Genomic DNA, 13,217 nt, shown 5'->3' on the forward strand with positions numbered 1-13,217 from the left:
ACAAGATAAGACACCTTGTCAGCCACAATAAATACTAATGACAGTGAAAAAGGACATTTTGACTCGTATATTTGCATTGGCAAAATTGTTGAAAAGCTACGTAACGTATATTTTTGACACAAATAATACTATAATGACAGAAAATAAAGGAAACGATAATATCGATAATAAAGAAGAAAAAGTAACTGAGGATCAAACTGAAGCTACAAATTCTAAAAATATAGAAGACGAAAATTCTACTTCTAACAATGATGGAGCAGAACTTTCTGAAACTGAAAAATTAGCTAAGGATTTAGCAGAAATGAAGGATAAATACCTTCGTTTATATTCTGAATTCGACAACTTCCGTAGACGTACTGCAAAAGAAAAACTTGACTTGCAAAAAACTGCAAGTGAAAAAGTTCTTTCTGCAATTATCCCTACAGTTGACGATTTAGAAAGAGCAATTGCAAATACAAAGTCTGACAGCCCAGAGGTTAAACCTGTTGTTGACGGTATTGTAATGATTAAAGATAAAATGCTTAAAACTTTAGAAGGACAAGGTGTTAAACAAATGGAGGATGCTACTGGTAAGCCGTTAAATACAGATTACCATGATGCTATTACTCAAATACCTGCTCCTACTGAAGATTTAAAAGGTAAAATTGTTGACGTGGTAGAAAAAGGCTACACGTTAAATGATAAAGTAATCCGCTACGCTAAAGTAGTAGTCGGTCAATAACTTATAATTAATTATGTCTAAGGCAGATTATTACGAAGTACTCGGCGTAGAAAGAGACGCATCAAGTGGTGAAATTAAGAAAGCATACAGAAAAGTAGCAATTAAATTTCACCCAGATAAAAACCCAGACGATCAAAGTGCTGAAGAGAAGTTCAAAGAAGCAGCTGAAGCTTACGAGATCCTAGGGGATGATGATAAACGTGCTAAATATGACCGTTTTGGACATCAAGCTTTTGATGGTTCTGGCGGATTTGGTGGCGGAGGTGGAATGAATATGGACGACATATTCTCTCACTTCGGTGATATCTTCGGTGGCGGAGGTGGTAGCCCATTCGGCGACTTCTTCGGTGGTGGAGGTGGCGGAGGTAGACGTCAAAGAAAAGGCTCTAACCTACGCATCAAATTAAAACTCAACCTTCAGGAAATGTCCAAAGGGGTTGAGAAAAAAGTACGTATCAAGCGTTATAATTCTTGTGAACCATGTAATGGTACAGGAGCTAAGAATGGTACAGACTTAGACACATGTCAACAATGTCACGGTAGTGGTCAGGTACAAAAAGTAGTAAACACAATGCTTGGTCAAATGGTATCTAATACTACTTGTCCATCTTGTAATGGTGAAGGTAAAATCATCAAAAACAAATGTGAAAGCTGCCACGGTGAAGGCCGTTTGTATACTGAAGAAGAAGTTGCTATCAATATCCCTCCAGGGGTTGATGATGGTATGCAATTATCTATGCGTGGTAAAGGTAATATGCCTAAAGGTGGTGGAGTTGCAGGTGATTTACTCATCGTAATCGAAGCTATTGAAGACGAACAGTTACATAGAGATGGTGAAAACATTCATTTTGAATTGCACTTAAGCTTTATGGACGCTGCTCTAGGTACAACTGTAGAGATTCCAACATTAAATGGCAATGTAAAAGTTCCTATCGATGCTGGTACTCAAAGTGGTAAAGTTCTTCGTTTAAGAGGTAAAGGTATCAGAGATATCAATGGTTATGGTGTTGGAGATCAACTCATCCATGTTTCTGTGTTTACTCCTACAAAATTAACAGGAGAAGAGAAAGACCTTCTTAAGAAATTAAAAGAGTCTAAGAACTTCTTACCTACGCAAGAACATAAAAAAGAGAAGAGTAAAAACTTCTTTTCAAGAATGAAAGATTTCTTTGCTCAATAAAATTGTAGCAAATTAGATATAATCGTCTCTAGGTTTACTTAGAGACGATTTTTTTATGATTAAAATCGCCTCAACGAAAAGTTTATCATCGTATCTTTGCTACGAGTATACAGAAAAAGTTATTTTAGCTAAAGCTGATACTTGAATACATTAACTCATTATTTTATATGTTAACACGAGAAACACAAATACGTATTAACTACGCAGATACCGATCAGATGGGATTTGTCTATTATGGTCATTATGCAAAATTTTATGAGATAGGGAGAACAGAAGCACTCCGTTCTCTTGGAATGAGTTATAAACAAATGGAAGCAGAAGGGGTGATGTTACCAGTTTTAGAGAATTTCTCTAAGTATATTAAGCCTGCTAAATATGATGACTTGATTACAATTCGAACTACTTTGATAGAAAAACCATCTGTCAAATTATTATTCGAATATGAATTATTTAATCAAGATGGCGAGTTACTAAATACAGGTAAAACAAAATTGGCTTTTATGAAAAAGACCACTTACAAACCTTGTAGAGCCCCTAAAAACTTTATGGAAGTAATAGCATCCTACTTTGAAGATTAAATAAATAGGTTTGACAAAAAAGAAGATCAAAACTACTCTAGAAAGTAATGATTTATATAAAAAAGTAATTCATTATTTATCAAATAGTAGAGTTCCGCATACCGAAGTTTCCTTCTATGTTTTTAGTAAGGCTTTAATTGCACGTGTAGATCAAAACGATCTTTTACAGAGAAGTCAGGCAATTGCTTACAGTTTTAGTTTAGCAATGTTACCCTTCATTATATTTTTCTCTACATTACTTTCATACATACCAAGTGATCAGGTGGATGTTATGTTTAAAATATTTCGAGAAGAAATGCTACCTCAATATGTCTATCAAGCTATAGAAGGTCCAATACTTGATCTTAGTGGACGATCTAGAGGTGGTTTGTTATCATTTGGTTTTGTTGGTGCTACTTATGTTGCTACTACTGGAATGAGAACACTCATGAATGCCTTTAATAGTTGCTATCATCTAGAAGATAAAAGAAGTTTATTTAAACAGTTTAGAGTTGCTTTAAACCTTACTTTACTTTTTTTAATTACTCTATTTATTTCTTCCTTTATTTTAATCTCTGGAAAGCACTTATTAGAACACCTTCATGAAATTGGTTTTTTAAATAACCAATTCACTATTTATAGCTTACTCACCTTAAGGGTACTATTAATTGTACTTCTTTTCTTCTTTAATGTATCCTTAATATTTAGGTTTGCTCCTAGTGAAGTAATGAAGAAAAGAATCTTTAATCCGGGTTCCGTTGTAGCAACAACCCTATCTATTGTAGTATCATTACTCTTTGGGCTGTACTTAGATACATTTAATTCTTATGATATTCTATATGGTTCACTTGGTGCAATTATGGGATTAATGGGATGGATTTTTATAATTGCTATGATATTACTTATTGGTTTTCAAATCAATACAACAATAGAAGAAGCTCAACTTTGGACGGAGTCTAATCCTCCTGAAGAATTTAGATAAAGTTATTTAATTTTATTTGTATTTTTTATTGATCAAAATGTTGGAAATTAAAATCCAACCATGCATATTTGCACACGTAATCACTCACAGAGAGTTGGCAGAGTGGTCGAATGCGGTAGTCTTGAAAACTATTGTACCGCGAGGTACCGGGGGTTCGAATCCCTCACTCTCTGCTAAAAAACCTTTAGAATTCGTTCTGAAGGTTTTTTTTATGCCTATACTTTTTTGTAAATTTAGAAGAGGTAATAATCCGATTAATTGATTTACTCGATAATTAATAAAAATTTGGACATAAAATGCATCTTTTCTCTATGGAAAACGTATATGTAAATAAGTGTCAAATAAAACAATTAACATCATTAACATGTCTAAAAAATTAGTAAAATCAACATCAAATGCGGTCTTTTCTGGAGTATGTAGCGGTATTGCAAAATACTTCAATATAGACCCTACAATCATTCGTTTAGGTTTTGTGATCAGTTTCTTTTTCGGTCTCGGATCACCTGGTCTTATTTACTTAGTAATGGCATTTGTAATGCCTAAAGACGATACTTATTTCTATTAACAGGTAACTGTTGTAGTTTAAATACAAAAAAGGGAATCAATCTTAAATCGATTGATTCCCTTTTGTTTTTTATTCATCTAATAAACATCGACTAATTACTAGTTTTTGAATATTTGAAGTGCCTTCTCCAATAGTACAAAGCTTGGCATCTCTGTAATATTTTTCTACTGGATAATCTTTCGTAAAACCATATCCACCAAAAATCTGTACAGCTTCGTCTGCACATTTTACAGCCACTTCTGATGCATAATATTTTGCCATTGCAGAAGCCTTATTTATATTTTCTCCTCTTTCTTTTTTTATTATAGATTCCTTAATTAATAATCTTGAAGCTTCTACTTGCGTAGCCATATCTGCAAGTTTAAAAGACACCCCTTGAAAAGAAGAGATTGATTTACCGAACTGTTTACGTTCTTGAGAATACTCTAAAGCACATTTTAATGCTCCTTTAGCTATTCCATAACCAAGGGCTGCGATAGAAATCCTTCCTCCATCAAGAATTTTTAATGCTTGGACAAACCCCTCACCTACTTCTCCTAAGATATTTCCCTCAGAAACTCTACAATCCTCAAAAATCATTTCTGTAGTTTCTGATGTTCGCATTCCTAACTTACGTTCCTTACGTCCGCCAGAAAAACCAGGAGTGCCACGCTCAACTACAAAAGCAGTCATTGCATGTTTATCACCTTTATCACCCGTTCGGGCCATAACAACAGCAACATTACCACTTTTACCGTGTGTAATAAAATTCTTAGATCCATTCAGGACCCATTCATTTCCTTCTTTACGGGCTACTGTCAGCATATTCCCTGCATCAGAACCTGTGTTTGGTTCTGTTAAACCCCAAGCACCTATCCACTCTCCAGATGCCAGTTTAGGCAACCATCTTTGCTTTTGCTCTTCTGTACCAAACATTAAAATATGGTTTGTACAAAGCGAGTTATGCGCTGCCATAGATAAGGCAATACCGGGGTCAAAATAAGCCAATCCTGCAATTGCTTCTACATATTCGTGATAGCCTAAACCTGTTCCTCCATATTCTTCGGGAACAAGTATTCCCATTAAGCCAAGTTCTCCTAATTGATGGAAAACTTCAATAGGAAAGTGTTCGTCATCGTCCCATTTATCTCTGAAGGGTGCGATGTTCTTTTCGCCGAACTGTTTAACAGACTCGGCAATCATTTTTTGTGTTTCTATAGTATCTTGAACCATGTGTTTAGTTTTGGTATGTGTATGTGTGTGTTTAAATTGTGTTTTGTGTTTTTGAGTAGTAATTTGGTTATAAATCAAATGGCTAGTAATACATAAAAAACAATAGCAATTTGTAATTTGTTTTATCAAGCTATCAAAAATATAATCTTAAAGCAAAAGATTCGTGGGGAAAACAACATCAATCATAATCTATTTTAATTTACTGATTTTCAACATTTCAATTTCTTGTATAGCACAAGACATGAAAGCAGTAGAAAAAAACATTAAAACCTTGTCTGCTAAAAATATGCGTGGGCGTGGATACACATTTAACGGTGATAAGAAAGCTGCTGCATTTATTGAACAAAAATTTAAAGATATTGGGTTGCAATCTTACCCAAAAGAAGAGTACCTACAACATTTTGAAATGCCTGTAAATACCTTCCCTAACAATATCACTTTAAAAATTAATGCTAATTCTCTCAAAGTGGGTGTCGATTATCTTCCTTCTACAGATTCAGGAACGGGTAATGCCGAAGGTGAAGCATACTATATTTCTTCGGATGTGTTTATAAAAGATGCTGCTTTAGTTGAGTTTTTAAAAGTAGACCTTTCTAACAAAATTGTAATTTATGATCAAGAAGAAGAAAAAAATAGAATTACTTGGAATCGAGCTTTAACAACTAAGATTTTACAAGCACGTGCATCCATTGTATTGTTCGATAAATTAACTTTTAGTGTAGCCCGTTGGCAAGTACCTCAGCCTAGATTTTATGTTTTAAGGGAAAAACTTCCTGCTGATATCGAAAAAATATCATTTTCAATCCAACCAAAGTTTTTTAAGGAATATACTTCTCAAAATGTCATTTCATACATTAAAGGAAAAACGCATCCAGATAAATATTTAGTTTTTACAGCTCATTATGATCATTTAGGAAGCATAGGAAAGCAAATTTACTTTCCGGGAGCAAATGACAACGCATCTGGCATCGCTCTTTTATTAGAAATAGCTAAGTATTATAAATCAAATACTCCAGATTATTCTATTGTATTTATTGCCTTTGGAGCAGAAGAAGCAGGTTTAATTGGATCAAGATATTATGTAGAACATCCTTTCTTTCCTTTAGATAAAATTGATTTTCTTATAAATTTAGACCTTTTTGGTAGTGGCGAAGAAGGAATGATGGCTGTTAATGGAGCAGTATTTACAGAACAATATCAACTTCTTACATCAATTAATACTAAAAATGAATTCCTTCCTGAAATTAAAAAAAGAGGTAAAGCAGCCAATTCAGATCATTATTATTTCTCTGAAAATGGGGTTCCTTGCTTCTTTTTCTATTTAATGGGTGCATCTTGGCCACATTATCATGATATAAAAGACAATCAACCGCTTCCTCTTTCTGGGTTTAAAGGTGCTTATAAATTGATAACTACCTTCGGAAATGAGTTACAAACCTCATCAAAATAGAAATTTATACTAATATCAGCCCATGATTATGAGAAGTTTACAATATCAATGCAAACCTATTGATTAGGTTCATTACCTTTGCATATTGAAACCTCGTGCATGTCATTTTTATGTACTTGGTTTAATCACACTAAGAAATCAAGACAATGTACGACGATAAAAGAAAAGTAAATTACACGAAATACAATACAACACCCCGTCAGAAAACAAACTCTGCGGATATTATGTATGGTATTCAGCCAATTTTTGAGGCATTAGAAGCTGGTAAAGAATTTGAAAAGTTATTTATAACAAGAGATTCTTCGAACGAACAAATTGCTGAAATCCATAAAATGGCGAATAGAGCAGGTATTGTTGTTTCTAGAGTTCCTGTTGAAAAGCTTCAGAGAATTACTTCTAAGAACCACCAAGGTGTAATCGCTTTTGTTCCTGCAATTGATTATGCAAAAGCAGAAAATGTTATTGCTGCAGCTTTTGAAGCGGGAAAAACACCTCTTGTTTTAGTTCTCGACAGAGTAACTGATGTTAGAAATTTTGGTGCAATTGCTAGAACTGCCGAATGTGCAGGTGCAGATTTAATCATGATTCCTAAAAAAGGAGCTGCTCAAATTGGTAGCGATGCTGTTAGAACTTCTGCAGGTGCATTAAACCATATTCCTGTTTGTAGAGTAGATAACTTAAAGCAAGGTATTCTTGAACTTCAAGACAGTGGTTTACAAGTTGTATGTTGTACAGAAAAAGGATCAAAAGACCTTTATTATGTTGATATGGAAATTCCAACAGCAGTAGTAATGGGTTCTGAAGAAGATGGTATCTCTCCAGATATTATCCATTTAGCAGATAAATTGGCTAAGATCCCTATGCTTGGTAAAGTCAACTCGTTAAATGTTGGTGTTGCTGCAGGAATTGTAATTTTTGAAGCAAACAGACAACGTATGATGTCGGCACAGAAATAGTTTTTATTATCTTTGCTATCAATTTAAACAACTAAAAGAAGCATTTTATGCAGTTTACTGAAAATTGTAATTCTATCTTCTCGCAGAGTATCGAGAAATATCATATAAAAGATCATGTGGACACTCCAATTGAGAATCCATTTGAAAAAGAAGATATCCAACATTTATTATATCTAAAAAACTGGATAGATACCGTTCAATGGCATCTAGAGGATATTATTAGAGACCCTAATATTGACCCAGTAGAAGCATTAAAAATCAAACGTAGAATTGATGCTTCTAACCAAGAGCGTACAGATGTTGTAGAATACATTGACAGTTGGTTTTTCGAAAAATATAAAGACGTTCAAGTTATTCCTGGAGCAAGTATTAATACAGAATCTCCTGCATGGGCAATTGATAGACTTTCGATCTTAGCATTGAAAATTTACCATATGAACGAGGAAGTAGAACGTAAAGGTGCATCTGAAGAGCATAAAGCAGCTTGTACAACAAAACTAAACATCCTTTTAGAGCAACGTGTAGATCTTTCTACAGCAATAGAAGAATTAGTTAATGATATTGCAGCTGGTAAAAAATTCATGAAGGTATACAAACAAATGAAAATGTATAACGATCCTTCATTGAATCCTGTTTTATACAAAGAAGGAAAATAATTCCTTTCAAATTATAAATAAAGAAGTTGTTTCAGCAAAAAATGCACTTAGCATATTTGAATGAGACAACTTCTTTTTGATTACTCCTCCTCTTATCATGTCAAAAAAAATACTTGCATTAAGATTTTCAGCCATGGGCGATGTAGCCATGACTGCTCCAGTAATGAAAGAAGTACTTGAACAAAACCCTGATACGGAAATTATCATGGTGTCAAGGCCTTTCTTAAAGCCATTTTTTGATAATATTCCAAGAATGACATTCATAGGAGCAGATTTGAATGGAAAACATAAAGGTTTTGGAGGACTCACAAACTTATTTAAAGAGCTTAAGAAATTAGGCCCTTATACAGCTGTAGCTGATCTTCATTCTGTTTTAAGAACATTCATTATTGATGGGTTATTTCAGTCTACAGGAACAAAAGTTTACCGAATTGATAAAGGAAGAAAGGGTAAAAAAGCACTAACTAAACCTTCTAAAAAGAAATTTGAACCACTCAGAAGTACACCAGAAAGATATGCTGATGTCTTTAGAAAGATTGGACTTGATGTTACATTATCAAATCAATTACCCTCTAAAGGCAGCCCTGCTCTAAAAAATGCTGAATTAGAACTTCTAGGTGGAAAAACTCAACCTTGGGTTGGTATTGCTCCTTTTGCTCAACATGAAGGTAAAATATGGGGAGAGGCAAAAGCTGTAGCTCTAGCAAAAATGCTTCAAGAAAAATTAAATGTAAAAGTATTATTTTTTGGAGGACCTGGTAAAGAAGCTGAAATTCTTGAGAAATGTATAAAAGAAGTACCAAATAGTGTAAATCTTGCAGGTAATATCAAACTTAAAGAAGAGTTAGATATTATAGAATTACTTGATTTAATGGTAAGTATGGATTCTGCAAACATGCACATGGCATCTTTAAGAGGAACAGAGTGTGTGTCTATTTGGGGAGCAACACATCATTACGCTGGCTTTTTAGGATACGGACAGTCTACCGAAAATATTGTTGAAATATCTGAGAAGGAATTACCTTGTCGTCCTTGTTCTGTTTTTGGTAACAAGCCATGCCTTAGAAATGATTATGCCTGTTTAGATAGTATTACACCAGAAATGGTCTATCATAAAATAGCAACTGCATTACACAAGTAACACTTCATCATATTAATCTATGTCACTTATTAACTTCCTAGATTTGGTAGGTACTTTTGTATTTGCTATATCTGGTGCTTTAGCTGCTTCCGAAAAAAAATTTGACATTTTTGGAGCTATATTCGTTGCTAGCGTAACTGCTGTTGGCGGTGGAACAGTACGAGATATGATTTTAGGCACTACTCCTGTTTTCTGGGTAATGGACACCAACTACATCTTAGTAATTACAATGGCTGTCTCATTTACTGTATTATTTAAAGAAACAGTGGCTAAATTAAGAACAACAGTGTTTCTATTTGATACATTAGGTTTAGGGGTTTTTACTTTTATTGGTTTAGAAAAAAGCCTACTTTTAGATATATCCCCTGCTATTGGAATAGTTATGGGAACTTTCACAGCCGTATTAGGTGGAGTTATAAGAGATACACTTTGTAATGAAGTACCTTTAATTTTCAGAGATGAAATCTATGCAACAGCTTGTATTATTGGAGGGTTTGTATTTGTTGGGTTATCTTATCTAAATATTGACTTTAATGTAATAACATGGACTTGTATTTCGACAGTTATTACAATCCGACTACTTGCTATTCGTTTTCATATCGGACTTCCTAAAATTTAATATCACCAAACTACTTTTAAACAATGAAATTAACATACCTAATAGTACTTTTTATAAGTTTCTCGCAAAACCTTTTTGCACAAGAAACTACTTCTAACATACATTTAACTGTAGAAGGCCTAAGAAATACTGATGGCTTTATGCTTGTTCAAGTTGTAGATAAAGATTTAAATTCTGTTCTAGAAACAAAAGGTAATGTTTCTGATATAATATTTACAATGGTTCTAGAAAACATCACTCCCGGTACTTATGGTATTAGAATTTGTCATGATGAAGATGAAAATGATGACATGACAAATAACTGGATTGGTCTTCCTAAAGAAGGCTTTGGTTATTCTTGGGATAAAAAAGTGAAAATGAAAGAGCCTGATTTTGAAGAATATGCATTCGAAGTTAATCAAGGGCAAGTTACAGAAGTTAAGATTGTTACACAGTATTTATAATTCTTTGATTAAAACATATGAACATTTGTTAATTTGTTAGAAACTTCAAAGTAAAACTAATTTCTAAGTACCGTTTATCACGATAAAACTATAAACTTTAGTTACCTTTGTACAAAGAAATTTAAGTCTCTAAGACAAATTCACACTATATTTATCATGGAAACTATATTATTAACCGTTGGTATCCTCGGGGCATTCTTCATTTTGATGTCTGTGAAATTAATTTTCAAAAAAGATGGGAAATTTGAAGGCACATGTGCGTCTCAAAGTCCTTTTTTAAATCCTGAAGGCAAGACATGTAGTTTTTGCGGAAATGATCCTTCAGAATGTAAAAACAAAAAAGAAACAGCATAAACAACTGTTTTTAAAATATAGATCAAGTCTCTGCTTAAAATTAAGTAGAGACTTTTTTATTTCTTAAAATTCAACCGATTGCAGAAGAAATAATATGATTTTTATTGAATGATCTAACAAATATCAGTTAAATGTTAGTATTACATTTTTATATTTGTTGTATAAGTATGAAAGTGAAACACAAAAATTATATTCATTTATATGGCAAATAAAGTCGCTAAACCTGATTTATCTTTCTGGCAAATCTGGAACCTAAGCTTCGGTTTCTTAGGTGTTCAATTTGGATTTGCACTTCAAAACGGTAATGTAAGTCGTATTCTTCAAGCTCTTGGTGCAGATGTGCACGACTTAGGCTACTTCTGGCTAGCTGCTCCTATTGCTGGAATTATCATTCAACCAATTATTGGTGGTGCCTCAGATAGCACATGGACAAAACTTGGACGAAGAGTACCATTTATCTTAGGTGGTGCCATTGCTGCAACATTAGCAATGTTCTTAATGCCTAATTCAGAATTCTTTGTGGCACTAATGCCTCCAATGTTATTTGGAGCTACTATGCTATTAATAATGGATGCCTCTTTTAATATCACATTCCAACCATTTAGAGCTTTAGTAGGCGACATGGTAAATGATAAACAAAGAGATGTAGGGTATTCTGTTCAAAGTTTCTTAATCAACACGGGTGCTGTTGTTGGTTCTGCTCTTCCTTTCATTCTTACAATGGTCGGTGTTAACAACGAACCATCAGAAGGTCAAAAAGTAGCAGACTCTGTTGTTTGGTCATTTTATATTGGCGGTGCAACCTTAATGATTACTGTATTATGGACTGTATTGAGAACAAAAGAGTATCCTCCAGAAGAATATGCTGAATACAATAATATAGATTTAGAGGCTCAAAAAGCCGAAAAAGAACAACTTACTAAAGAAGGTGGTAATGCAATAACTAATTTTATTAAGACATTAGTTTCATCACCAAAAGTAATGTTTCAGCTTGCTGCTGTTCAGTTATGCTCTTGGGTAGCATTCTACTTTATGTGGGTGTATTCTACTCCAGCAATTGCACAACATATATGGCATACAGCTCCCCAAGATGTAACATCTGCTGCTTATAACGAAGCAGGTAACTGGGTAGGATTAATGTTTGCAATGTATAGTTTTGCTGCTGCAATCTTCTCTTTACTTATGCCTACATTAATTAAAGCTACTAATAGAAAAACAGTATACGCAAGTGCATTAATTCTAGGTGGTTTAGGACTTTTAAGTATTGGAATGATACAAGATAAATATTTACTTTTTGCTTCTATGGCAGGTGTAGGTATTGCTTGGGCTGCTATTTTGGCAATGCCATTTAGTATTTTATCAGAAAATCTTCCTGCAGAAAAAATGGGTATCTATATGGGTATCTTTAATGTAACTATTGCAGGTCCTCAAATCTTTGCAGGTTTATTTGGTGGTACTATTGCATCAAACTTCTTTGATGGCAACGCAGTAGGACTATTAACTATGGCAGGCGTAATATTAATTATTGGTGCATTCTGTGTAGGAATAATTAGTGATAATAAAGATAAAGAGATAGAACAGTAAAATACTTTTACGTTTTAGTATATATTGGGACTACTTTCATTAATTAATGGAAGTAGTCCTTTTTTATGTAATGTGAAATAATAATACCTATGGATAATTATTTACAAGGAATTCTAACCATTTTTTCATTGGTAAATCCTGTAATTTGTGCACAAATTTTTAATAGCTTAGAAAGAGGTAAAAGTTATAATCAAAAACTGAAAGACCTTACTAAAACAATTCTTATAGTAGGTGTTATTTTATCTTCTGCTGCATTTTTTGGTGCTAGATTACTTCAAAGTTTTGGTATCTCTCTAGATGCCTTTCAAGTTGCAGGAGGTATTGTTTTAATATGGATGGGGTTTGGTATGTTAAGTAAATCTTCTTCAGAAGACCGAAGAGAAAAAAGTTCATCTACAAAAGAATCTATAGATGAAAATAATTTAGTCCCTTTAGTATTATTTGCTGCTAGTCCGGGTACAATTACAGGGGTAATTACGTTATCCATTACCCAATCCGATGCAGAGATACCATTAGTTGCTCTATTTTCAATTGTTGGTGTTTTGCTATTAACCTGGGTAATTGTTGCTGTTCTTTCTCGTAAATCAGCCTCAAAACCATCCATGACAAATCAAGTAACAACTAAATTTATGGGGTTAATTGTATTAGCAATGGGAGTACAATTTTTACTATCAGGCATTAAAGATTTTTACAACCCTTTACTTCAATAGAACATCTAAATCAGCATTTCTACAATTTAAAAATTCATATCTACCCTTAATTTAATTTTTGGCACATATTTTACACTTCATTATTCT

15 protein-coding genes and 1 tRNA gene are annotated in these 13,217 nt (G+C 33.5%); 15 read left to right on the forward strand and 1 reads right to left on the reverse strand.

Going from position 1 to position 13,217, the window contains the following annotated elements:
• Positions 1-133: 133 nt before the first annotated feature.
• From EI427_RS14790 to EI427_RS14815, 6 genes are all read left to right on the forward strand, one after another.
• On the forward strand, positions 134-721 hold the full coding sequence (locus tag EI427_RS14790) for a nucleotide exchange factor GrpE (protein WP_126616009.1): 588 nt from the start codon (positions 134-136) through the stop codon (positions 719-721).
• A 13-nt stretch (positions 722-734) separates the two neighbouring features.
• Positions 735-1,901 carry a molecular chaperone DnaJ gene (gene dnaJ / locus EI427_RS14795; RefSeq protein WP_126616012.1) on the forward strand — a complete coding sequence of 389 codons (1,167 nt, stop codon included), beginning with the start codon at positions 735-737 and terminating at the stop codon, positions 1,899-1,901.
• Positions 1,902-2,068: 167 nt separating this feature from the next.
• Positions 2,069-2,479 carry an acyl-CoA thioesterase gene (locus tag EI427_RS14800; RefSeq protein WP_126616015.1) on the forward strand — a complete coding sequence of 137 codons (411 nt, stop codon included), beginning with the start codon at positions 2,069-2,071 and terminating at the stop codon, positions 2,477-2,479.
• A gap of 10 nt (positions 2,480-2,489) precedes the next feature.
• Entirely contained in the window at positions 2,490-3,440 is a 951-nt protein-coding gene (locus tag EI427_RS14805; RefSeq protein WP_170178484.1) for a YihY/virulence factor BrkB family protein, read from the forward strand.
• 88 nt (positions 3,441-3,528) lie between these two features.
• A tRNA-Ser gene (locus tag EI427_RS14810) sits at positions 3,529-3,613 on the forward strand.
• Between the two features lie 191 nt (positions 3,614-3,804).
• Positions 3,805-4,005 carry a PspC domain-containing protein gene (locus EI427_RS14815; protein WP_126616021.1) on the forward strand — a complete coding sequence of 67 codons (201 nt, stop codon included), beginning with the start codon at positions 3,805-3,807 and terminating at the stop codon, positions 4,003-4,005.
• Positions 4,006-4,074: 69 nt separating this feature from the next.
• On the opposite strand, the gene EI427_RS14820 is transcribed toward EI427_RS14815, so the two are convergent.
• Positions 4,075-5,217, reverse strand: a complete 1,143-nt coding sequence (locus EI427_RS14820) for an acyl-CoA dehydrogenase family protein (protein WP_126616024.1) — start codon at positions 5,215-5,217, stop codon at positions 4,075-4,077.
• A gap of 241 nt (positions 5,218-5,458) precedes the next feature.
• On the opposite strand from EI427_RS14820, the gene EI427_RS14825 reads away from it, so the two are divergent.
• From EI427_RS14825 to EI427_RS14865, 9 genes are all read left to right on the forward strand, one after another.
• Positions 5,459-6,667 carry a M28 family metallopeptidase gene (locus EI427_RS14825; protein WP_126616027.1) on the forward strand — a complete coding sequence of 403 codons (1,209 nt, stop codon included), beginning with the start codon at positions 5,459-5,461 and terminating at the stop codon, positions 6,665-6,667.
• Positions 6,668-6,813: 146 nt separating this feature from the next.
• Positions 6,814-7,623, forward strand: a complete 810-nt coding sequence (gene rlmB, locus EI427_RS14830) for a 23S rRNA (guanosine(2251)-2'-O)-methyltransferase RlmB (protein ID WP_126616030.1) — start codon at positions 6,814-6,816, stop codon at positions 7,621-7,623.
• A 47-nt stretch (positions 7,624-7,670) separates the two neighbouring features.
• Complete coding sequence (locus EI427_RS14835; RefSeq protein ID WP_126616033.1) at positions 7,671-8,279, forward strand: DUF4254 domain-containing protein; 609 nt, start codon at positions 7,671-7,673, stop codon at positions 8,277-8,279.
• Between the two features lie 97 nt (positions 8,280-8,376).
• Complete coding sequence (locus EI427_RS14840; RefSeq protein ID WP_126616037.1) at positions 8,377-9,420, forward strand: glycosyltransferase family 9 protein; 1,044 nt, start codon at positions 8,377-8,379, stop codon at positions 9,418-9,420.
• Between the two features lie 19 nt (positions 9,421-9,439).
• A complete protein-coding gene (locus tag EI427_RS14845) occupies positions 9,440-10,039 on the forward strand; it encodes a trimeric intracellular cation channel family protein (RefSeq protein WP_126616040.1) in 600 nt (199 codons plus the stop codon).
• 23 nt (positions 10,040-10,062) lie between these two features.
• Positions 10,063-10,482, forward strand: coding sequence for a DUF2141 domain-containing protein (locus tag EI427_RS14850; RefSeq protein ID WP_126616043.1), 420 nt, complete (start codon positions 10,063-10,065; stop codon positions 10,480-10,482).
• A gap of 156 nt (positions 10,483-10,638) precedes the next feature.
• Positions 10,639-10,836: a hypothetical protein gene (locus tag EI427_RS14855; RefSeq protein ID WP_126616046.1), complete on the forward strand. Its 198-nt coding sequence runs from the start codon at positions 10,639-10,641 to the stop codon at positions 10,834-10,836.
• A gap of 201 nt (positions 10,837-11,037) precedes the next feature.
• On the forward strand, positions 11,038-12,420 hold the full coding sequence (locus tag EI427_RS14860) for an MFS transporter (RefSeq protein WP_126616049.1): 1,383 nt from the start codon (positions 11,038-11,040) through the stop codon (positions 12,418-12,420).
• Between the two features lie 89 nt (positions 12,421-12,509).
• Positions 12,510-13,130, forward strand: a complete 621-nt coding sequence (locus EI427_RS14865) for a MarC family protein (RefSeq protein WP_126616052.1) — start codon at positions 12,510-12,512, stop codon at positions 13,128-13,130.
• The last annotated feature ends 87 nt before the right edge of the window (positions 13,131-13,217 follow it).

This window comes from Flammeovirga pectinis (assembly GCF_003970675.1).
Classification (GTDB): Bacteria; Bacteroidota; Bacteroidia; order Cytophagales; family Flammeovirgaceae; genus Flammeovirga; species Flammeovirga pectinis.